This window comes from Maribacter sp. 6B07 (assembly GCF_002700155.1).
Lineage (GTDB): Bacteria > Bacteroidota > Bacteroidia > Flavobacteriales > Flavobacteriaceae > Maribacter > Maribacter dokdonensis.
This window is the reverse complement of sequence record NZ_PDUT01000004.1, coordinates 86328-108934: the sequence shown is the minus strand read 5'-3', so window position 1 is coordinate 108934 and position 22607 is coordinate 86328. Positions and strand designations below refer to the sequence as shown.

At 36.7% G+C, this 22607-nt stretch carries 25 protein-coding genes and 1 pseudogene; 23 read left to right on the top strand and 3 right to left on the bottom strand.

What is annotated here, in order from left to right; translation table 11 throughout:
* Window positions 1-31: 31 nt before the first annotated feature.
* From CSC80_RS14520 to CSC80_RS14505, 4 genes are all read left to right on the top strand, one after another.
* On the top strand, window positions 32-655 hold the full coding sequence (locus CSC80_RS14520) for a class I SAM-dependent methyltransferase (protein WP_201796641.1): 624 nt from the start codon (window positions 32-34) through the stop codon (window positions 653-655).
* A 1-nt stretch (window position 656) separates the two neighbouring features.
* Window positions 657-854, top strand: coding sequence for a hypothetical protein (locus CSC80_RS14515; RefSeq protein ID WP_099192755.1), 198 nt, complete (start codon window positions 657-659; stop codon window positions 852-854).
* A gap of 1 nt (window position 855) precedes the next feature.
* The gene (locus CSC80_RS14510; RefSeq protein WP_099192752.1) at window positions 856-1482 is read left to right on the top strand and encodes a ferric reductase-like transmembrane domain-containing protein; all 627 of its coding nucleotides are present in this window, start codon (window positions 856-858) and stop codon (window positions 1480-1482) included.
* A gap of 89 nt (window positions 1483-1571) precedes the next feature.
* The gene (locus tag CSC80_RS14505; protein ID WP_099192748.1) at window positions 1572-2423 is read left to right on the top strand and encodes an SDR family oxidoreductase; all 852 of its coding nucleotides are present in this window, start codon (window positions 1572-1574) and stop codon (window positions 2421-2423) included.
* 3 nt (window positions 2424-2426) lie between these two features.
* Here the strand turns inward: CSC80_RS14505 and CSC80_RS14500 are convergent, their stop codons facing one another.
* Entirely contained in the window at window positions 2427-3350 is a 924-nt protein-coding gene (locus CSC80_RS14500) for a hydrogen peroxide-inducible genes activator (RefSeq protein ID WP_099192746.1), read from the bottom strand.
* A gap of 108 nt (window positions 3351-3458) precedes the next feature.
* Between CSC80_RS14500 and CSC80_RS14495 the strand changes: the two genes are divergently transcribed.
* From CSC80_RS14495 to CSC80_RS14425, 15 genes are all read left to right on the top strand, one after another.
* A complete protein-coding gene (locus tag CSC80_RS14495; protein ID WP_099192744.1) occupies window positions 3459-4979 on the top strand; it encodes a catalase in 1521 nt (506 codons plus the stop codon).
* A gap of 84 nt (window positions 4980-5063) precedes the next feature.
* Window positions 5064-5549 (top strand): ankyrin repeat domain-containing protein, encoded by a 486-nt coding sequence (locus tag CSC80_RS14490; protein ID WP_236973404.1) that lies wholly within the window; start codon window positions 5064-5066, stop codon window positions 5547-5549.
* 98 nt (window positions 5550-5647) lie between these two features.
* A complete protein-coding gene (locus tag CSC80_RS14485; protein ID WP_099192741.1) occupies window positions 5648-6637 on the top strand; it encodes a 2-hydroxyacid dehydrogenase in 990 nt (329 codons plus the stop codon).
* Between the two features lie 21 nt (window positions 6638-6658).
* Window positions 6659-7618 (top strand): NAD(P)-dependent alcohol dehydrogenase, encoded by a 960-nt coding sequence (locus tag CSC80_RS14480; protein WP_099192739.1) that lies wholly within the window; start codon window positions 6659-6661, stop codon window positions 7616-7618.
* 91 nt (window positions 7619-7709) lie between these two features.
* Window positions 7710-8813, top strand: coding sequence for a polysaccharide lyase family 7 protein (locus tag CSC80_RS14475; RefSeq protein WP_099192737.1), 1104 nt, complete (start codon window positions 7710-7712; stop codon window positions 8811-8813).
* 190 nt (window positions 8814-9003) lie between these two features.
* Window positions 9004-9795 (top strand): hydroxyethylthiazole kinase, encoded by a 792-nt coding sequence (gene thiM, locus CSC80_RS14470; protein WP_099192735.1) that lies wholly within the window; start codon window positions 9004-9006, stop codon window positions 9793-9795.
* Window positions 9788-10429, top strand: coding sequence for a thiamine phosphate synthase (thiE, locus tag CSC80_RS14465; RefSeq protein WP_099192733.1), 642 nt, complete (start codon window positions 9788-9790; stop codon window positions 10427-10429). Before thiM ends, thiE begins: the two co-directional genes overlap by 8 nt.
* On the top strand, window positions 10408-11061 hold the full coding sequence (gene tenA / locus CSC80_RS14460; protein ID WP_099192732.1) for a thiaminase II: 654 nt from the start codon (window positions 10408-10410) through the stop codon (window positions 11059-11061). The genes thiE and tenA overlap by 22 nt, the downstream gene beginning before the upstream one ends.
* The gene (gene thiD / locus CSC80_RS14455) at window positions 11049-11861 is read left to right on the top strand and encodes a bifunctional hydroxymethylpyrimidine kinase/phosphomethylpyrimidine kinase (protein ID WP_099192731.1); all 813 of its coding nucleotides are present in this window, start codon (window positions 11049-11051) and stop codon (window positions 11859-11861) included. Before tenA ends, thiD begins: the two co-directional genes overlap by 13 nt.
* 20 nt (window positions 11862-11881) lie before the next feature.
* Complete coding sequence (locus tag CSC80_RS14450; RefSeq protein ID WP_099192730.1) at window positions 11882-12454, top strand: Crp/Fnr family transcriptional regulator; 573 nt, start codon at window positions 11882-11884, stop codon at window positions 12452-12454.
* 89 nt (window positions 12455-12543) lie between these two features.
* Window positions 12544-13032, top strand: a complete 489-nt coding sequence (locus CSC80_RS14445) for a heme-binding protein (RefSeq protein WP_099192728.1) — start codon at window positions 12544-12546, stop codon at window positions 13030-13032.
* 15 nt (window positions 13033-13047) lie between these two features.
* Window positions 13048-14586: a Dabb family protein gene (locus CSC80_RS14440; protein WP_236973403.1), complete on the top strand. Its 1539-nt coding sequence runs from the start codon at window positions 13048-13050 to the stop codon at window positions 14584-14586.
* 95 nt (window positions 14587-14681) lie between these two features.
* The gene (locus tag CSC80_RS14435; protein ID WP_099192727.1) at window positions 14682-15245 is read left to right on the top strand and encodes a Crp/Fnr family transcriptional regulator; all 564 of its coding nucleotides are present in this window, start codon (window positions 14682-14684) and stop codon (window positions 15243-15245) included.
* A 97-nt stretch (window positions 15246-15342) separates the two neighbouring features.
* Window positions 15343-15732, top strand: coding sequence for a RidA family protein (locus CSC80_RS14430; RefSeq protein ID WP_099192726.1), 390 nt, complete (start codon window positions 15343-15345; stop codon window positions 15730-15732).
* A 109-nt stretch (window positions 15733-15841) separates the two neighbouring features.
* On the top strand, window positions 15842-16822 hold the full coding sequence (locus CSC80_RS14425; protein ID WP_099192724.1) for a pyridoxal-phosphate dependent enzyme: 981 nt from the start codon (window positions 15842-15844) through the stop codon (window positions 16820-16822).
* Between the two features lie 17 nt (window positions 16823-16839).
* Here the strand turns inward: CSC80_RS14425 and CSC80_RS14420 are convergent, their stop codons facing one another.
* Entirely contained in the window at window positions 16840-18684 is a 1845-nt protein-coding gene (locus tag CSC80_RS14420) for a PLP-dependent transferase (protein ID WP_099192722.1), read from the bottom strand.
* Between the two features lie 294 nt (window positions 18685-18978).
* On the opposite strand from CSC80_RS14420, the gene CSC80_RS14415 reads away from it, so the two are divergent.
* From CSC80_RS14415 to CSC80_RS14405, 4 genes and pseudogenes are all read left to right on the top strand, one after another.
* On the top strand, window positions 18979-19380 hold the full coding sequence (locus CSC80_RS14415; protein ID WP_236973402.1) for a hypothetical protein: 402 nt from the start codon (window positions 18979-18981) through the stop codon (window positions 19378-19380).
* A pseudogene (locus CSC80_RS19700) lies at window positions 19341-19463 on the top strand (DNA cytosine methyltransferase); the annotation flags it as partial. The gene CSC80_RS14415 and the pseudogene CSC80_RS19700, both read left to right, overlap by 40 nt.
* A 180-nt stretch (window positions 19464-19643) precedes the next feature.
* Window positions 19644-20414 (top strand): HNH endonuclease, encoded by a 771-nt coding sequence (locus CSC80_RS14410; protein WP_099192720.1) that lies wholly within the window; start codon window positions 19644-19646, stop codon window positions 20412-20414.
* 86 nt (window positions 20415-20500) lie between these two features.
* Window positions 20501-21214 carry an MvaI/BcnI restriction endonuclease family protein gene (locus CSC80_RS14405; protein ID WP_262497246.1) on the top strand — a complete coding sequence of 238 codons (714 nt, stop codon included), beginning with the start codon at window positions 20501-20503 and terminating at the stop codon, window positions 21212-21214.
* A gap of 109 nt (window positions 21215-21323) precedes the next feature.
* Here the strand turns inward: CSC80_RS14405 and CSC80_RS14400 are convergent, their stop codons facing one another.
* Window positions 21324-22571, bottom strand: coding sequence for a glycosyltransferase (locus CSC80_RS14400; protein WP_236973400.1), 1248 nt, complete (start codon window positions 22569-22571; stop codon window positions 21324-21326).
* Window positions 22572-22607 lie beyond the last annotated feature (36 nt).

Here is a 22607-nt window from a genome sequence, read left to right as displayed (position 1 = left end):
ACGGTTGTTCCTTTTAAAAGGTTCAAATATTATGATTGCAGCACACCAACAAATAGAATCTACATTGGCAGATTTGTTCGAAGATGCCAAATTTGATGAGATAAGAATAATGAGGGCTTTGGGGAAAAGCATTCTAGGTCCTATACGACCCATACATTTTAAGGATACCTATCTGGCAATCTCAAAAAAGCAAGGGGAAGATGTAGTACAGCTCATTAAAGAAAATGGAGTGAAAAATGTGGTTGAATTTGGTTCTTCATTCGGTATATCTACCTTGTATTTAGCCGAGGGAATTCTAGAAACAAATGGCACTATTGTTACAACCGAACTCATAGATTCTAAAGCAAAAAAAGCCATTGAGAATTTTAAAAATGCAGGTGTTAATCACCTAATAGAAATGAGAATTGGCGATGCTATAAATACATTAAAAGGGTATTCAGAACCTATAGATTTATTATTTCTTGATGGATGGAAAGATCTATACTTGTCCCTTTTTCAGATGCTAGAACCTAATTTTCATAGTAAAACAATAGTATACGTGGATAATGCAGAAATGCACGATACAAAACGATTTTTAAAAGAAATACAACAAACCAACAAATACCATTTAACACCAAAGTATGACGGTAAAGTGGTAATAATTAAATCTAAATAGTATGAGTGATATAAAAATTTGTCCAACATGTGGCAGTAAGTCAAAATTCAAAGAAAAAGATGGTGTAACAACGTACACCGCAGTACAAGATGATGAGGCATTCAAAAAAATTGGTCAAATGAAAAAGGCAATGCAAAAATTTAAGGATAAATCAGAAGCTTTGGAAAAAGAATTGAATGAACTAAAAGCCTCTTTATAACATGTCATTTATAAAAAAGAATTATGGTTGGATTATAGTAACCATTCTTGCCATAATACCAATGTTCATTTTAAGTACAATGTTGAAAATTGATACTTCTAATGGATTTGTTTTCACTTTAGTTGAAAATGGAGGTAAAGAAGGCATGTCAACTTTAGAAATGTTATACCATATCACAGGTGAATTTTCAATAAGATGGATGACCGCCGTGTTGACCTGTACTCCGTTTTTTATCCTGTTTGGTATCCATAATCTATTTGTAAGACAAGCTATGGGTATAGCTACGGCTGTATGGAGTCTGTTGCATTTTGTCATATTTATTTGGGCAGAAGGTTTTTCGGAAACCTTTACCCAATTCAATTATATAGCCGGATTCATAGCCGTTTTAATATTGATTCCGTTGTTGTTCACTTCAAACAGAAAGTGGATGAAAAAATTAAAACGTACATGGAAAAAGCTTCAAAGTTGGGCATATGCAGCGGTCATACTTAGCCTTTTACACGTAGCCATTTTAGAAAAAACTTGGATTATTTATGCGGTAATAGTGGGTATTGGTTTCATAATTAGAATTCCGTCAGTAAAAGAAAAAATTATGAGCCGAAGAAAGAATAAAACTCAACCAGCCTAAGAAAATTAAGTAGTTATTTATAAAACAAACAGTTGGTTCTGAGATAAGGAATAAATATAATCTCAATTAACGAGTAAAAATAGAATGAAATGAAAATAGCAGTAACATCGGCAAGTGGAAAATTAGGTGCATCAATTGTAAAACATCTTATCAATTTAATAGGCAAAGAAAATGTCATTGGCATAGCCAGAACACCTGAAAAAGCTATATATTTAGATGTAGAAATCAGAAAAGGAGACTACAATAGCCGCGAAGATTTTAATGAAGCATTACAGGGTATAGATGCCGTTCTTTTGGTATCTGGCATGGATGAACCTCAAAAACGAATTCAGCAACACAGAAATGTAATTGAAGCTGCAAAACAAAATGGAGTACAAAAAATAGTGTACACCAGTATTGTCGGTGATGATGATAAAAATGCCTTTAGTCCTATCGTACAAAGTAATAGACAAACGGAAAAAGATGTACAGGATTCTGGACTCAATTGGGTAATAGGTAGAAACGGAATTTATATAGAACCAGATTTGGAATATATTGATACCTATGTAAAAAAAGGAAGAATAGAAAACTGTGCGGGTCAAGGAAAATGTACGTATACCAGCAGAGAAGAACTGGGCTATGCGTATGCCAAAATACTCATTGAAGATAAACACAATGGCAATGTTTATAACCTAGTTGGTGAACCCGTTACACAAAGTGAGTTGGCCGAAAACATCAATAAGGTGTATGGTACTAACTTGATCTATAATTCAGTAACAATTGATAGTTATGCAGCAGATAGAAAAGCCGCATTAGGTGATTTTATGGGTACGGTAATTGCAGGCATTTACGAGGGAATTAAAAGTGGTGCCAACGATGTACCATCAGATTATGTAAAGGCTGCAGGTAGAGTGCATAAATCAAATTTAGAAATGATAAAGAATTTTAATTCAGGTGACTAATGCCTAACGCCAGTTAATTTTTATAAAACGCTGGTTCTTTTCAAATTCTTTGGGGGTTTTATCTAAAATTTCTTGTCTTAAGGCATCTAACAACACCTCTTTTGAAAAAGTTTGTTGAACCACTAAGCTTACTTCTCTAACCGGTTTGGGCTTTTGAAAATGAAGTACATGGCCATTATCATTAGTGCTAATGGCCATTTCAGGCACTAATGTAAATCCTCCATAATTATCTACCATTTTCTTTAAAGCTTCAATAGAACCGCTTTGAAACTGAATGTTTCCGTTAGTATTGGTATGCCCACAAATATTTAGAACCTGGTTTCTAAAACAATGTCCTTTCTCCAGTAACCATAAATTAGTTAACCCTTCTATTTCATCAACAGATATTTTGTTCTTATCCTTATCTATAAAACCAGGCTGCCCATAAAAGACAAAAGGCTCATTATACAATTTTATTTCCCTTAGGTGGGCATCGTTCAATGGTGTTACCAATAGACCTATATCTATTTCCTTATTGTGTAAAGACCTTATAATTTGGTCACTTTCCATTTCTTCAATCATCAATCTTGTGTTGGGATATTTCTTTGAAAATGGTCCGGAAATTAATGGGATCAAATAAGATGAAATTGTGGGCAATACAGCTAAACGGAATTCTCCTTCAATACTGTTCAACTCAATATTCACCATATTTTTAAGTTCACGGGCTTCTTTCAATATCATCTTCGCCTTCAATATGAACATTTCCCCTAAACTGGTAGGCTTTAGAGGGAACTTACTCTTGTCAAAAATTAAAAATCCTATTTCATCCTCTAATTTTTTAACCTGTATGGTTATGGTAGGTTGGGTAACAAAACACTTTTCTGCAGCCGTAACAAAGTGTCTATAAGCGTCTAGTGCATTCACATACTCTAATTGTTGCAAGGTCATTTAGGTGGCATATTAATTTTAGCAATACAAGTATATAGAGTATTAATTTGATTGATAAGCGCTTCTAATTGAATTTTGCTTCATCATTATAACATAAATCTATAAAGAATGAAAAAAAGATTAGTGACGCTTATCACCCTAGCCTTGGTAGGTGTAGGTTTGGCCCAGTCTAACAACACAATAACTACAAATGGTGGTGTTCCAGTTGGCGATAATCAGAATTCCAAAACCGTAGGTGAATATGGACCCGTTTTATTGGAGGATATTTATTTGGTAGAAAAACTGGCAGCGTTTGATAGGGAAAGAATTCCAGAACGAGTGGTACACCCTAGAGGCGCAGGAGCGTCGGGTTATTTTGAAGCTACTAAAGATATGTCCGAGTTCACAAAAGCGGTATTGTTTTCACAAGTTGGCAAAAAGACAGACCTTGCCGTTCGTTTCTCTACCGTAATACATGGAAAAGGTTCTCCTGAAACTGCAAGAGACCCAAGAGGTTTTGCCGTTAAGTTTTATACGGAACTGGGAAATTATGATATCGTAGGTAACAATTTGCCAATTTTCTTTATCAGGGATGCCATTAAATTCCCGGACATGGTACACTCCTTAAAACCTTCGCCAGTAACCAATAAACAGGATCCTAACAGATTTTTCGATTTCTTTTCGCATGTGCCAGAATCTACACATATGCTTACAAGATTATATACGGATTTAGGTATTCCAAAAGGATACCAATACATGAACGGTAGCAGTGTGCACGGTTATAAATGGATAAATGCTGAAGGAGATGTTACTTATGTAAAGTATTCGTGGGTTTCTAAACAAGGTGAGAAAAACTTGACTATTGAAGAAGCCGCAGAACAACAAGGCAAAGATTGGCAACATGCTACCATGAGCTTAAGAAAGGACATTGACGATAAAAATTATCCTCAATGGGATTTGTATGTACAATTAATTAAGCCAGAGGACATGCATTCTTTCGACTTTTGGCCTTTAGATGCAACTAAAGACTGGCCAGCCGATAAAATTGAAAAAATTAAAATTGGTACCATGACTTTAAATGAGAACCCGGTAAACTTTTTTGAGCAGGTAGAAAGTATTGCTTTCTCTCCAGGTGCTTTAATTCCAGGTGTAGAACCTTCTGAGGATAAATTGTTACAAGGTAGATTGTTCTCTTATTTTGATACACAAAGACATCGTCTTGGTCCTAATTTTTTACAATTAGAAGTCAACAAGCCTTTAGAAGAACCTAACAACTATAATTCTGATAGTTGGAACAGTGCCGGAAATAAAAGATTTGAAAATCCGGATGTGAATTATCAACCAAGTTCAAAAGCTGCTTTAGCAGAAGATCCACAATACAAGCAATCAGAAACTACACTTAGCAATGTAACTATTACACAAAAGAAAATCTCTAAAACCAATGATTTTGCCCAAGCTGGGGATTTTTATAGAACGCTATCTAAACAACAGCAAGAAAATTTAATTAAAAACTTAAGTGGCGATTTAAGTGCTGTAACAGATAAAAACATTCAAAAAACCATGATTGGTCATTTCTATCAAGCAGATAGGAATTTTGGAATGGCTTTAGCAAAAGCACTAGGTTTTTCACAGAAAGATTTCATGCATTAAATATTTATACTAAAAAGAGGGTGCTATTATGCATCCTCTTTTCCAATACAGAAAATAATGAAGAATTTACTAATACTAACTATTATGATAAGTACACTTATAGGTAACGCTCAAAACATTTTTGAGGCTTCTAGAACGGGAGATGTAGAAACATTACGCAATCTTTATAATCAAAATAAGGAGTCAATAAATGCCGTTGATAGTAAGGGATTTACCCCTTTAATATTATCAGCATATAACAACCAAAAAGAGGTTGTTTTATTTCTATTGGAGAAAGGTTGCGATGTAAATGCTAAAGATACATCCGGCAATACGGCATTAATGGGTGTTTGTTTTAAAGGTAATTTTGAATTAGCTAAAATACTTATTGACAGCGGAGCCAAAGTCAATCAGCAAAACTATAATGATGCAACGGCGTTAATTTATGCCAGCACCTTTGGCCATAAAGATATTGTGAATTATTTGCTAAAAAATGGCGCTGACGCAACAATTAAGGATAACCGTGGTAATACGGCCTTATCACATGCAAAAATGCAGGGCAATAATGAAATAGCCGAACTATTAAAATAGATAGTAACAATACCATTCTAAAAACTCGTGAAATAGGATTGGATTACTAAACTAGTATAGTTAACTTTAAGATACTATTCATCATCAAAACTATCTTAATGAACATTGCCGTATTCAGTACCAAATCTTATGACCAAGAGTATTTTGAAAAGTATAATGCCGATTATGACTATAATTTTTCATTTTATGAAACCGCTTTAAATCCAGATACTGCCAAACTTTCGGCAGATTGCAATGTGGTATGTGTTTTTGTAAACGATGTAGTCAATGAAGAAACTATTAAAATATTATCCGCCAACGGTATAGAACTAATAGCACTACGCTGCGCTGGCTACAACAATGTAGATTTAGAAGCTGCGGAGAAAGAAGGCATAAAGGTAGTAAGAGTACCTGCCTACTCACCAGAAGCGGTTGCAGAGCATGCCTTGGCTTTGATATTGACCCTTAACCGTAAAACACACAAAGCTTACAACCGGGTCAGGGAAGGCAACTTTTCATTAAAGAACCTTATTGGTTTTAACCTGAGCAATAAAACCATAGGTATTATTGGAACGGGAAAAATTGGAGCAACATTCGGTAAATTATTAAAAGGTTTTGGTAGTAAGCTCATTGCATATGACATTGCTGAAAATGAAGAACTGGTAGCTGCAGGAGTAGAATTTTTACCGCTTGAAGAAGTATTTCAACAATCGGATATTATATCGTTGCACTGTCCTTTAAACAAACATACCAAGCATATCATCAATAAAGCATCTATTGCTAAAATGAAGGATGGTGTTATGATCGTCAATACCAGTAGAGGTGCCCTGATCAAAACGGAAGATGCCATTGCCGGACTAAAAGATAGAAAAATAGGATATTTGGGAATCGATGTTTATGAGCAGGAAGAAAATCTGTTTTTTGAGGATCATTCAGAACATATCATTCAAGATGATATGATATTGAGACTATTAAGTTTCCCTAATGTGTTGATTACATCGCATCAGGCATATTTTACAAAAGAAGCAATGGATCAAATAACTACGATCACCTTAAACAATATTAAATCATTTGAGACAGGTAGCGAGTTAGAGAACGAGGTAAAGTAACTAATTTCAATTTTAGGGGGTATGAAGGCATTTACCAAGTATAAATATGGCGGTCCGGAGGTTCTTCAAATGGAAGAAGTTGAAAGCCCCGTTGTAAAAAACAATCATATTTTAGTGAAAGTGATGGCAAATTCCGCTAACCCTGCAGATTGGCATATTCTACGGGGAAAGCCCTTTTTTGCTAGATTTTCGTTCGGACTTTTTAAACCCAAGGATGCCATATTAGGTGCTGATTTTGCAGGAATTGTAGTAGAAATTGGTTCTGGCGTGCAGCATTTTAAAATTGGAGACCATGTATTTGGTGAAATGTTAGGTGGTGGTGCTTTTGCAGAATTTGCTTGTGTTCCGAATAATATCTGTGCTAATATGCCAGAGCATGCAAAATTCACTACCATGGCAGGTGTTCCCATTGCCGGTCTAACAGCTTATCAGGCAATAATTACGCATGGTAACATAAAAACTGGAGAATCTGTATTGATTAATGGGGCATCTGGTGGTGTGGGTCATTTTGCGGTCCAAATTGCCAAGGCATACGGAGCACATGTTACGGCTGTATGTTCTTCCAGAAATTCGGACTTTGTAAAATCAATGGGCGCAGATAATATCATTGGGTATGATAAGGTAGATATTCACCAGCATAAAGAAAATTATGATGTAGTCATTGATGTTCATGGCAACCTAACGCATTCCGATTATACACGAATGGGCAAAAGAGGTGTTATGGTCGGTTTTACTACTATAGGGCATATGTTTGCCGTTTTATTGAAAAAAGCTTTCAGTAAGTTCCCATTGACCCAATTTACGGCTGAAGCGAATACTAAAGATTTGAAAGTTTTGGCTTCTCTTATTAAAGAAGAACAAATCAAGGTCCACATAGAAAAGTCATATCCGTATACCCAGATACCAGAAGCAATAGCACATATTGAAAAAATGCGTACACGCGGTAAAGTGGTAATGGTTTGGCAAGATATTCATGAATAGAAGGTTATTCTTCATTTTCTCAATAGAAAATGTCCTATAATTTATTAATTGTTTAAACTATTCCTATCTTATCGCTTTATATCGTAAGAAAATGAAAAAATATATAATTGCTTTGGCATCGTTAGTAACAATTTTTTGTTTTACTAATTGTAGGAACACAACCAAGAAAACAAATGATGCTCCTATTGGGAATGATCCAGAAGAAACGGTTTACGCAAGTGAGGTAATTCCGTTCTTTGATGATTGGAAATTAATTTTGGGCGATGGTTTAAATGCGGGAATAGCCAATAACTTTGAAAACAAAGATTTCTTCTACGTTGCCAATGATGGCAAAGATGATTGGGTAGTTTTTAAAGCACCCAATGGAGGGAATACGCATGGCTCTTCCAATAATACCAGGACCGAACTGGCGCAAATTAAAAAATGGTACCCAAAAACGGCAAATGACAAATTGACGGCAACTCTTAAAGTAATGAACGTGTCATCTACGGGAGATGCCCGTGTGGCAGCAACCCACGCGGTAGTTGTGGGTCAAATTCATAGCGCAGATGCCTTTGAAAACGAGCCATTGAAAATCTTTTATAAAAAATACCCAGGTCATAGCAAAGGCTCTGTATTTTGGCATTATGAGATCAATACCGCTGGCGATGATAATTCTAAGAGATGGGACTACTCTACCGCTGTTTGGGGCAATGATTTTTCGGTAGTTGGTGAAACTGCGGACACCTATCCTACAGAACCTGAAGATGGCATAGCGCTAGGTGAAGAATTCAGCTATGAGGTTATTGTAAAAGACGGAATCATGAGCTTAAAGTTTATGAGTGACGGACATGATACCAAAACGTATACCAAAAATTTACTGGAATCGGAATACCCAACACAAGCGGATATACCTGAGCAAACCAAGAAATTGTTCTTCCCTATTGGTCAAGATGGTGTAGAACGAAAAGAAGCATACACTGGTGAAGGCTGCTTTTTTAAATTGGGCGCTTATAATCAAACCAACGGCAAATCTCCAGATGAAAACATGAACTGGTGTTCTGGTGCAGAAACCCATGGTGGCGATATTCAAAAGCAATATGCCGATGGCAATTATGCAGAAGTTTGGTTCAAAACGGCTAGTATAGTAGTTAGTGATGCTGCAATATCAAACGAAGGGTATTTTTCTAAAAACGATGATTACAAATCAAAGTAAAGGTGGCTACCATATCAGCCATTGAAATGTAGACGTCTATTGTTCAAAAAACTGTTTGCTTAAGCTATTTAAATCATTATTAAGAAACTAACGTTAATAACTTTACACAATACTAATACATTATTGTTTTCTATTTTTTTGAATTTAGCGAACTTAGTTGCTCACCAAAATAATCGATTATAAGTATTCAATGAGCAGTATTTCCGAGATATTACAAAAAATAAGAAGTAAGAGTCCTTTAGTTCATAATATTACCAATTATGTAGTCATGAACAATACTGCCAATGCTTTATTGGCTGTTGGTGCATCTCCTGTAATGGCACATGCTAAAGAAGAGGTCAAGGATATTGTTGCTATTTCTTCTTCACTGGTCATTAATATGGGAACACTGAGCGACAAATGGGTAGAAAGTATGCTAATGGCTGCAGCACAAGCCAAGGCGACCAATACCCCTTTTGTTTTCGACCCGGTTGGCGTTGGTGCATCTGCATACAGAACGGAAGTCGCACAGAAAATCATAGAGACAGCAATACCCAATGTAATTCGTGGAAACGCCTCGGAGATAATGGCCTTGGCTAAATTGACCAATTCCACTAAAGGTGTTGATAGTACAATGGATACCCAAGATGCCATTGAAGGTGCTACCCTACTTGCCAAGCAACTTAATAATACCGTAGTGATCAGTGGTGCTATAGATTACATCATCACTGCAGATACTATTAGTAAAATAGAAAATGGAAGCCCGCTTATGGCAAAAATTACCGGTATGGGCTGTACAGCAACCGCTATGGTAGGTGCTTGTTTGGGGGTTGAGGAAAATACACATTTAGCTGCAGTTACTGCAATGGCCATTATGGGCGTTGCAGGTGATATGGCCAATGAAAAGAGTGCCGGTCCGGGTAGTTTTCAAATGAATTTTTATGATAGTCTATATGAGCTTTCCCCTGAAGTTTTAGCGGTAAAAGTTAAGACGAATGCCTAAAATAGATTACGCTTTAATGTATGTTACCGATGATAGTATTAGGGACGATAATACCTTTTTTGCTATTCTAGAAGCTGCTTTAAAGGGCGGTGTAACATCGGTACAATTACGTGAGAAGACCTGCGACACGGCTACATTTTACAAACGTGCCGTTCATGCAAAAGAGTTGTGTGTTGTTTATAACATTCCATTGATTATTAATGACTGTATAGACATTGCACTGGCAGTGAATGCAGACGGAGTTCACATTGGACAAACCGATATGCCATTTAATGTTGCCAGACGTCTACTAGGAAAAAGTTCCATTATCGGACTATCGGTAAGTACTTTGGAACAAGCTATAAAGGATAATGCCCAAGCGGCAGATTATATTGGCATCTCCCCTATTTTTTCAACGGATACGAAAACTACAGACCTGGCAAAACCTTTGGGAATTTCAGGTCTTAGATCAATACGAAAAGTATATAACAAACCTATGGTCTGTATTGGTGGCATCAACAAAAATAATACGGCAGAAATTATAAGCAATGGAGCCGACGGTATTGCCGTAGTTTCCGCAATTTCAAAAGCAGTTGAATCTCTAACGGCAACAAAAGAATTAAAACAAATAGTATGCAAGACTGGTACACACTAGTAAGACAAGAAACAGATTTTATTCTAGAAGCAATAAAACAACAGCCCTTTATCAAAGAACTGATGAACGGCACGCTGTCATCGGATGTATTTCAATTTTACATCAATCAAGACGCCATGTATTTGGCGGAGTATAAAAAAGTACTTGCTATAGTGGGTGTTAAGTGTCAGCATGAAAACGACACACAGTTTTTTCTGGATTCGGCAACCGGCATTATTCATGTTGAAAATGCGCTACATCAAATTTTCTTGAAAGATAATCGGTTAACACACGAGCCCTCGCCAACTTGTGAATTGTACACTAGTTATTTAACACGTATGGTAGCAAACCATTCTTTAGAAGAAGCGTTGGCAGCCGTGCTCCCCTGCTTTACCATTTACAAAGAAATTGGGGATTACATTCAAGAAAACCAAACCAATAAAGCAGATAATCCATATCAAGATTGGATAGATACCTATGGCGGGGAAGAATTTGCAACCTCGGTCAATAATGCGGTAGCCATTACCAATAGGTATGCGGAAAATGCTCCGGAAGAAGTTTTACAAAAAATGAAAACAGCTTTTATACAAGCATCTAAATTGGAATGGATGTTTTGGGATAGCGCCTATAATAAAGAAGCATGGAAGATTTAAATAGAACCTATAATAGTGTGTTAAGTATAGCTGGGAGCGATTCTGGGGGTTGTGCCGGCATACAAGCGGATATTAAAAGTATTAGCGCCTGCGGAGCATTTGCGGCAACGGTAATAACGGCCACCACGGCTCAGAATACGCAAGGTGTAACAGATATACACGCTATACCCATTGCACATTTGGAAAAACAACTAGATGCCGTATTGAGTGATATTTATTTTGGCGCCATTAAAATTGGTATGCTCCATTCTTGCGAGGTAATCAATATGGTAGCGGCTAAATTGACCGAGTATAAAGCAACTAATATTGTATTGGATCCTGTTATGATAAGTACATCCGGTCATAAATTAATTGCGGACGATGCTATTGAATGTTTAAAGGATTTTCTGCCAAAGGTGAGCTTGATTACGCCTAACATACCCGAAGCGGAATTATTGATCAATGAAAAAATCAATGTGGACAACATGAAAGCTATGGCACAAAAAATTGGTGAACAGTTTCAAGTCTCCGTTTTGTTGAAAGGTGGTCATGTGGATAATGATTCTTTTATTATGACCGATGTTTTTTATGTTCATGAGACCAAAACAGTAAAAATCATCACCAACCCAAGGGTTAACACCACTAATATACATGGTACTGGTTGTAGTCTTTCTTCAAGCATTGCAGCTTATTTAAGTTTAGGATTTTCTATGGGTGAAGCAATTACAAAAGGGTGTAATTACGTAAACCAAGCTATTGCCGCGGGTAAAGATAAAATCTTGGGTCATGGCAATGGTCCTATTAATCACTTTGGGATATAATATAGAATATAAGACCATCAATGATTTTCGACCCTTTAATAGCGCATGTTAATAAAATTATTCATTTATCAAAAGATGAAGAACAAGAATTTTGCAGCTATTTTCATCTAAAGACTATTGATAAAAAAGATTTCATATTACAACAAGGTGAAATCTGCAAGTTTGAAGGTTTTGTGCTAGAAGGTTGTTTTAGAACGTTTACCTTGGACAAAAAAGGGAATGAAAACACCATGTTCTTCGCCGCAAAAGATTGGTGGCTTATGGACATAGATAGTTTTATGAACAACAAACCCTCAGAATTGAACATTCAGGCTTTAGAGGATAGTCAAGTGCTGATTATTAATAGGAAGAACAAGGAACAACTATACGCGGCAATACCGTCTGCAGAAAAATTGTTTCGCATCATGTTTCAGAAGTCCGTCGTGGCATGGCAGCGCAGGTTGGTGCAAAACCATAGCTTAACGGCAAAAGAAAGATATCTTCTCTTCACATCTACCTACCCGGAAATTGCTTCTAAATTAACGGATCGGCAGACTTCTAGCTATCTCGGCATCACACATGAATTTCTAAGTAAAATAAAAAAACAGCTTTAAATTTCATTAAATTAACCATAGTTGAACAAGTTCAACTTTATTCTCGGTACTGTTTTCAATTTTTGTAAAGCAAAACAGCATAGAGAGGTATGAAACAATTACTAAAAGTAAACCGACTGATACTTACATTGATATTTTTAATACTAATGGATGGCGCTTATGCGCAAGTAACCTATAACATTACCCATAATGAAGCTTTGGAAGTGTTACTTGAAGCAAAGTCAAAAGCGGAAGCCGATGACGTACTTGTAAATATAGCCGTGGTAGATGCCGGTGCTAACCTAAAAGCGTTTATAAGAATGGACCAATCTTTTTTAGGAAGCATTGATGTAGCGATCAAAAAAGCAAAAACGGCAAGGTATTTTAATATGGATACCGGTGAACTGGGCGAACTGACACAACCTGGCGGAATTATTTATAATATTGAACATTCTAATGACGGACTCATGACTTTTCCCGGTGGCTATCCTATTAAAAACAAGCAAGGAGAAATCATTGGGGCAATTGGTGTTAGTGGCGGTACTATAGATCAAGACAGGGAAATTGCCATTGCAGGTGCCAAATACGTTTTAAATTAAGCATACATAATGACGATGAACAACAAGAAAATCATGAATACATTTAAATATGTGCTTGCTGCAATTTTCGCAATAGCGCAGATAGGCAATGCACAGTCTACGGATGATTTAATGCTGTACAGAAAGGATTTTAAAGCCATTTCTGGTGAAAACACTGTTTCTGTTACTAGCTATGAGAAAGGCGGTAAACATTATGTATTTGCCGGCGGTGTAGGCAATATAGATGTGTATGGTTTAAATGAAGACGGAATTCTTTCTCCCATAAGCGACCATGAACTGCATATGAAAAAAGGTCCGGCACGGGGTATGGTAGCTACCCGTATAAAAAACAATGACTTTTTATTTGTAGCCAACAAGCATGGAAATGTAATTGAAAGTTTTAAAATATTGGATTCAGGATCTTTAGAACGTACGGCATTGACCGAAGATACAGAAGATACCTATTTGGGCACCGCCATTACCTTACAGGTAGTACATATGAAAAATGGGTCTTATTTGTTTGTTGGCGGACTAGAGGAAAATCCCGGTCTAAGTTGTTTTCAAATTCAGGAAAATGGAGCACTTACCCACGTACAGTCAATGAAAGATGATGAAACGGTACATACAGATGGTATTATTGGCATGTATGTGCATCAAATAAAAGGTAAAACTTATTTATATACCGGTGGTTTTCAAGATAATGGTGTTAGCAGTTTTAGGGTGTATGAAGATGGAACGTTCAAGAATATAAATAATATAAGTGACAACAAAACAGATCGCTACCTCACGGGCACTTACCCCGTTACCGGAGTTACCTTGGAAGATCAGCATTATGTAATTGTAGGTCACAGACATCATAAATACTACAAAAGGGGCAATTTTATAAAAAGAAAAGATTTTGTGTACCATGGTGACGGTGTAAGTGTTTTCAAGGTCGATAAGAAGGGTGCATTAGTACCACATTTTGTTCTGAAGGATGACGAGAGCACTAAATTATCCGGGCAAACAAGAATAGAAGTCATTTCGGTCAATACTGATGAAGCGGTATTGGCGGTAGGCACTAGAGATGATGAGGCTATACAATTGCTAAAGTTGAATAAGGAAGGGACTCTTAGCCCTATGAACTATTTGGAAACGGGGTATTCCATTTATTACGGTTTAAGGTCGCACTCCATTGGCGAAAAGGATTTTCTCATTGCAGGTTCGTTTCGGTTCGATTTACATAAATTGGTGACCTACAATGTACTGCCTAAAATAAATAGAGATCATAAAAAACTGAGGCACGTGGTTCATTTAAAATATAAATCAGATGCTACCAATGCGCAGATTAAGGAAGCGGAACAAACTTTTGTAGCCCTTAAAGACCAAATTCCACAGATTACGGCATTGGAATGGGGAATAAATGATAGTGAAGAAGGCGCCAGCAAAGGTTTTACACATACCTTCACGCTGACATTTAACGATGAACACGGTAGGGAAATATACCTTTTTCATAAAGCCCACTTAGATTTAGTAGCCAAAGTAGGACCTATCATTGCCGATGTTTTGGTAATGGATTATTGGACAGAGGAATAGTCCAACATCAAAAATATCGTGAATAACTTGATTATAAGTACGGTGACATGTAATTGCTTTGTTTTTTAATTATATCGACCTTTAGTTCATAATCAATGGAAGAGAAGTTAAAACAACATATTCAAAAATTAGTGCCTCTTACAGATGATGAATTTGTAGAAGTGCTTTCATACTTCTCATTCGAAAATTATGGTAAAAAGGATTTTCTTATTCGGCAGGGAGAAAAAGTAAATCACTGTTATTTTATTGTCTCCGGACTCTTAAAATTGGTGTTGGTAGACCAAGATGGTAAAGAACATATTATTTCATTTGCTATGGAAGATTGGTGGGAAAGTGATTTTTCCGCCTATTTCATGCAAACCAATGCTTCCATGGCATTACAGACAATTGAACCCACCAGTGTATACGCTTTACCCCTTGAAAATTACCATACCTTGTCATCGGCATTTCCAAAAATGGAGCGTTTCTTTTTAATGAAATCAAATTTAGGTCATATCGCCTCGCAAAATAGGATTGTATCTTTTCTAACATCAGACGCCAAAGGTAGGTATGAGCAATTGCTCAAAACACATCCAACATTATTTCAACGCGTACCAAAAACCTTGTTAGCTTCATATTTGGGTGTATCACGAGAAACACTTAGCAGATTATCCTCTTAGCCTTTTCTAGTTTTATAATTGTGATGTATGTCACACTTCAACGGTGCTTTAATTCGAATATTTGTAGTGTAAAAATGAACACCAAATATAAAATAGCATGGAACGAAGAATAATTAATCCCTGGGAGTGGCAGAATGAAAGAAGTTATGTTCATGCGGTTGAAGTCGTAAAGCCAGAAGCTACGTTGTACATCTCCGGTCAAACAGCCATTGATGATAACGGTATATCTAGTACCGGCAATATGAGAAGCCAAATTACGGACACCATAAGCAATTTAGAAAAGGTCATTGATGAAGCTGGGTATGCATGCAAGAATATTGTGCGATTAAATATTTACACCACGTCATCAGATGAATTTTTTGCCTCTTTTGATATTTTCCAAGACTGGGTAAAAAAGCATGGGATAAAACAGACCAGTACCGTTTTAGAAGTTAAAAGCCTATTTGAAACCTTAAAAGTTGAGTTAGAGGTTACTGTCGTACGGTAGCTATCGTTATCATACCAAAACAAAAGCTTCATTTATTTTTTGATGTATCTGCAACAAAATTGCTTTCGTCATTCTCGTTTTATACTTTTGATTGACTTTAATAGCAGCTATGGAATACGCAGAAAATATATTGGGAACAATTGGTAATACTCCCCTTGTAAAGATCAATACACTTACGGCAGAATTGCCCTGTTTGGTATTGGCTAAATATGAGACATTTAACCCTGGTAATTCGGTTAAGGATCGTATGGCCTTAAAGATGATCGAAGATGCTGAAGCGGATGGAAGATTGCAACCTGGCGGTACCATTATTGAAGGTACATCTGGCAATACAGGTATGGGTTTGGCATTGGCTGCAATTGTAAAAGGCTACAAGTGTATTTTTGTATTGGCGGATAAACAGTCCAAAGAAAAGTGCGACATTTTACGTGCCGTAGGTGCAGAAGTGGTCGTGTGCCCTACTGCTGTTGAGCCAGATGACCCACGTTCCTATTATTCGGTTTCCAAAAGATTGGCGAAAGAGACGCCTAATAGTTGGTATGTAAATCAGTATGACAACCCAAGTAATGCAAAAGCCCACTACGAAAGCACCGGACCTGAAATTTGGAAACAGACCGATGGTAAGATTACCCATTTTGTAGTTGGTGTGGGTACCGGAGGCACAATTTCTGGTGTGGGCAAGTATTTAAAAGAACAGAATCCCAATATAAAAGTTTGGGGTATAGATACCTATGGTAGCGTTTTTAAAAAATACCACGAAACGGGAATTTTTGATGAGAAAGAAATCTACCCTTATGTAACCGAAGGTATTGGCGAAGACATTCTACCCAAAAACGTAAACTTTGATATTATTGACGGATTTACCAAAGTAACCGATAAAGACGGTGCGGTATACACCCAGCGTTTGGCAAAGGAAGAAGGTATGTTCTTGGGCAATTCTGCCGGTTCTGCCATTAAAGGCGTTTTGCAGTTAAAGGAACACTTTACCAAAGATGATGTTGTGGTGGTTTTATTTCATGACCACGGTAGTAGATATGTCGGTAAAATGTTCAATGATGATTGGATGCGTAAGCAGGGCTACATAGAATAGCCCGACCCTAGCCATTTTTACATTTGTTCCACGAACTTCAAGAAGACCTCTTTATGGCGTCCTAAGTCCATATTAGGGGAAAGCGATACACGGGCGATATAATCCTTATCGTCCTCTTTGGTGGTACCCTGTGTTGACGTTGCCGGTATGGTCCAATAACACCCTTTCAATTGTCCGTAGCTGACGCAATACTTACTTTCATCAGGTATTTCGGTAATCATTAAATCGATCAACAGGGCGTTCATTTTTCTTTTGTACGCCTCCTTTTCTTCTGGAGTATTCCCTTTCGTGGGTAGGTCCAAGGAAAAGACCGATGGCGTAAAACCTTCCTTTGCCAATGCCTCTGAAACAAAATTAATTTTCGCCGTAGGCAATGTTTTTTCTATAAAGGAAACAAAATCTCGTGTATTGATATAGGCATCATGAATTCGCTGCATCATAGACGGCATTTGTTTTGCTAAAATTTCATATTGCAAATCCGTAGCTTCATTATCACAAAGGGCTAAGTGCAACTGTATTTTTTCGATCAAAGCTTCCGCTTTTTTATTCGCTATACAATATCCGGCGGTACACTTACCACCACTTGGAAATTTAGAACCACTGGCAAATGAAATGGTTCTAACAGATGAAAGAACGTCGGAATCACCTAAAAAATGGACATTTGGGCAAAACGTTTGGTCCAAAATAAATACGGGATCAATAGCCTGGCTACCAGCATCGGTTTTTCGTTTGGCACTTAATACTGCCCTTAGATTTTGAAGGTCGGGAACTTCAACTCTGGGATTTGTTGGTATTTCCGCAATAATATAAGGAATGGCATCTTGGGCAGCTATTTGTTCCAAAACATGATCAATGCTTTGCACCATATCATTGTCACCATCTACCAGTAAATCCACAATTTCTATGGCATCGCTGCAAGCGGCAACGCGCCTTGCTTGATCATTGGTGCCACCGTAGCAATTTGGTGGAACCACAATTTTAATGGCTTTGCCCTTATGGTTTTCCAGAGCGTCATGCACCAAGCCCATTAGAATCGCATATTGAACGGATAATCCGCTAGATGCTACCAATGGTGTGGTCTGGCTGCCACTCACCTGTCGGATCAAATCCAACACGGCAGCTTTATGCTCGGTCGTATTCTTTGTTACCGAATTTTCAGCCGGTAGTTGCACCAAAGACAGTAAAGCATTCAAACAATTATGAGGTGTCATGGCTACGGTTTCCCTACGTCTAAAATGCTGAATATCTAAAATGTAATGTATATTTTCTGCACCGTTGATAAGCAATACACTTCCCAATTCTGCATACATATTAATGTAAAAGTCTATATGCGATGATACGCTTATAGCTGAACTGTCATGTTGCTGTGAGATGAAAATGGTACTGCCATTGAACGATTCCACATCAGCGGGACTATCCACTTTTTTCAGCTCAAAAGAAAAAGCGTAAATGGATTTTAGCACATCAATATCAAATGCACTTGGGAGCTCGTTGGTGTATGTGATAAGCGTATTTCTCTGCGCTAAAAGATTTTTTCTTAAAATGGCTAAAATAGGTGCCGTCTTAGATTGAAAACTGATCACCTGCTCGGCCGGCAACCCGTTGATATTCCCAATTGCCCATTCTAACACACAGGACAATGGGTGACCCAAGCGAATGTAGTCATACGCCGTAGGTAAATTGCTCAATGCTGTAGTACTGGAGTTCCCTTCTTTTGCTAGGTGGATAAACTGGTCTAAAAACTGGACTTTAGCCAGTTCTTCATTGTAAATATCCAACCGATGCGTTGTTAAGTTCAACCAATCTTGTGGCATTTGTTCAATGACCTTTGTAATATACGCTAGCATTTTATTCACTTCCATTCTTAGCAATTTATTGAAAGTTCGAAATTACGTAATAATTGGTAGTGTTTGGTGTTCTGTTGGCAGTATCAGTATTCAGTGACAATTGTCTGTTATAGATATTCATTGGCAAGAACTAATGTGAAGTATAGTAATGGAAAAAGGTTTGGAAATTTTCATGGAAAAATACTATTGAAAAAATAAAACAAGATTTTTTTAGAAGATAAATTCTATCATAGTTGAATAAATTGTTAAGAAAACATGTAAGATTTAGCCTGAAAAAAGTTATATTTTTTGCATATTTAAAAAATGAAAATGAGCAAAAAATATTCGGAAATTAGAGAAAAGTTAAAAATCGTTGTAGATAAGAAAACTACTAACGAAATGGCTCATTTAACTCATTATTTTCAAAATCACAAAAATGGAGTTTCTCAATATTTCAGACCAACAGCAAAAGAATATTTAGCTGAATTACACGAAAATTCAGAAATAGCTCAAGAGCCCGATTTTCAATATTATTTACCAATAAAATGGGATGTTCCATTTCCGCCACCGGAAAATCCAACCTTTAAATTCATTGATCTTTTCGCTGGAGTTGGAGGAATTCGACTTGCGTTTCAAAAAAGGGTGGAAAATGTGTTTTTACAAGTGAACGGGATTCTTTTGCAAAAAAAACATACGAAGCTAATTTTGGAGAAGTTCCTTTTGGAGACTTAACCCAAGTTTTTGAAAAAGTAATTCCAGACCACGATAAATTAATAGGAGGTTTTCCTAGCCAACCTTTTTCAATTGCAACTTAATTGAATTATGATAGATTTTAAAGAAGTTATAACTTACAATGACCAACCAGTAACTTGTCCTGACTGTGGAAACAGAACAGAAATTACTTTAGATTTATCTCATACAATTGAACAAAATCAAATTCACAAATGCTTATCAGAAAATTGTCGAAATGAATTTGTTACTCAAAATGATAACGAATGAAAAAAGGGCAAAAACTGTGGACTAGAGATGAATTAATTTTAGCAATAAATCTTTATTGTAAATTGCCTTTCGGAAGATTACACCGAACAAACCCACAAGTTATTCATTTAGCAGAATTGATTGGCAGAACGCCAAGTTCGATAGCATATAAATTAGTAAACTTTGCTAGTCTTGACCCTAGCTTACAAGCAAGAGGAATAAAAGGAGCTTCCAATTCTAGTAAACTTGATAAAATAATTTGGGATGATTTTTACAATAATTGGGAAGAACTTCCTTTTGAAAGTGAAAAGTTGTTGTCAAAATTTGAAAATAAATCTATAGAAGAGCTGAATCACATAGATATTAATAGTTTACCAAAAGGAAAAGAAAGAGAAAGAATTGTAAAAGTTAGAGTTAATCAATCATTTTTTAGGAGTTCAATTTTAGCATCATACAATAGTACCTGCTGTATAACTGGAATTAACCATAGTGAATTATTGGTAGCTGGTCATATCAAACCTTGGAGTCAAGATGAACAAAATCGATTAAACCCAAGAAATGGTATTGCTATTAATGCGTTGCATGATAAAGCTTTTGAAAATGGACTTATAACTATTACGCCTGATTACAAAATCAAAATTTCAGACTTACTTTTAAGAAGCAAAAAAACAGATTCTCTTGAAAAATACTTTTTCCAATATGAGAATAAGGATATCTTCTTACCATCAAAGTTCTTACCTGATGTTGAGTTCTTAAAATATCATAATGAAAACAGGTTTCAGCGTTAGGGATAGAAGTGGAAAGCCCACAGCGAAGAATGAGCGAGGACTTGTAACGAATAGCCCGACCTTTTAGGGAAACGCCCAAAACCATTTTGCCTTGTCGAGCATCAAATTGTGGAGAATATACGCTTGAAGCTGAACTAGGTGTTACACCAAATGGATATTCTGAACCTGATTTTATGGGTTGGGAAATCAAACAATTTGGCGTTAAAAAATTTGAGAACATCAACTCTTCTGTAATAACATTAATGACACCAGAGCCCACAAATGGACTTTATAAATCTGAGGGAACAGAATACTTTATAAAAACCTATGGTTATCCAGATAAACTTGGACGACCTGACCGAATGAATTTTGGAGGTGTTCACAAAGCTGAAGAAGTTCATCCAACGACCAAACTGGAAATGAAGTTAATTGGTTTTGACCAAGAAAGCGGAAAAATCAGAAATTCAAACGGGAGTATTTCATTAATTGACCAAAAAGGAAATGAAGCAGCTTCTTGGAGTTTTTCTTCCATGCTCTTGCATTGGAATAGAAAACACGATAAAGCTTGTTATGTACCATCTCTTTCAGACACGACAGGAGATAGAAGATATAAATACGGCAAAAATGTGATTTTGGGAACAGGAACAGATTTTCAACTTTTTCTTGCTCAAATGGCGAATGGAAATATTTATTATGACCCAGGAATTAAATTGGAGAATATATCAACAAAACCCAAAATTAAGAAAAGAAGTCAGTTTAGAATTAAATCAAGGTTTTTACCAAACTTGTATAAAAAAAATGAAATAATTAATTTGTCATAAATATTTCAAAACTTCAAAAAAATGATAGAATTCATTTCCAGATAACAATTTAAAACTACAAATAATAAATCAAGTATTTAACATATAAGATACTGATAACAAAACTCAACTACCCCCTATTCTTCTCCTCAATCCATTTACTCATAAACTTGGTGGCACTCATGGTTTGGTGTAGTAGTAAGCTGCCTATAAAATTTTGTATACGGTGTGTAGCTATAAGCTGTTGAAGCTGTGCTATGGTGTTTGCAACTATGCTTTCTAGACTTGTTTTATTGTATAGGGTATTGATCAAAGTTTTGGCTTGATCTTGCGCGGTTTGCCATGCTTCTTTTTTCGTGTATAAGCGAATAGCAGCTTCTACAAAAGCGCTATGGTCATTTTCTATATAACCGTTCCAATCCAGAATACCATGCATACCTTCCGCACCCAAAGTGGTGGTTACGCTGGGTGTGCCGTTTTGCATGGCAGAGAGTAATTTACCTTTAATACCAGCCCCAAAACGTAGCGGAGCCAAGCATACTCTGGCGTTTTGCATGATAGCATCTACATTATCCGCTCTACCGTGTACTAGAAACTTCTCTTTTGGGTTGTGCATTTCCAGTAGCTGCTGTGGCAAATAAGCACCGTAAATATGCATAGTTGCTTCGGGTAATTGTTTGTGCACCAATGGCCATATCATAGTTTTCAAACATTTTACGGCATCTATATTAGGGGCGTGTTTGCCTCCACCTATAAATATAAAATCTTGTCGCTGTTCAAATGTTTTCCAACTGTAGTCGTCACCAATTTCATTCACCATAAAAGGAAGTAACAACAATAGACTTTTATCTATTTTGAGTACTTCGGTCAACAGTTCTATTTCATAGCTGGAAATAATCAGGGACAAATCGCACCGGTATATACTGGCAATTTCCCGTTTGGTCTTATCATCGGCTAACCAAGCATCTCTAGTAAATGGAATTTCTTTCTTAAAACACTGCTCGCGTACATGTCGTAGGGAATGCAGATCTTCAGTATCCAAAATGCGAAGAGCGTTCGGGCAGTTTTCCGCCACGCGCCACCCAAATTGTTCTTCGGTCAAAAACCGATCAAACAACACCACATCAGGATTTAACTCTTTTACAAAAACATCAAAAGAACTATCGTTCATCTTGATCTCTGCAGTTTCATATCCAAGCGCTACCATATCCGCCGAATATTCTGATTTTGAAGCCGCAGAAGCAATCGTAATGCTGTAGCCTTGATTTTTAAAAACCTGTAACAGTTGCATCATACGGACACCGGCAGCAGTAGAAGCAGGTTCTGGCCATACGAGTGCGATTACGAGAAGGGTTTTGGGATGTTTTTTTACGTACAAAGTCCGAAGTATTAAGTACAAAGTACGGGAAATGGT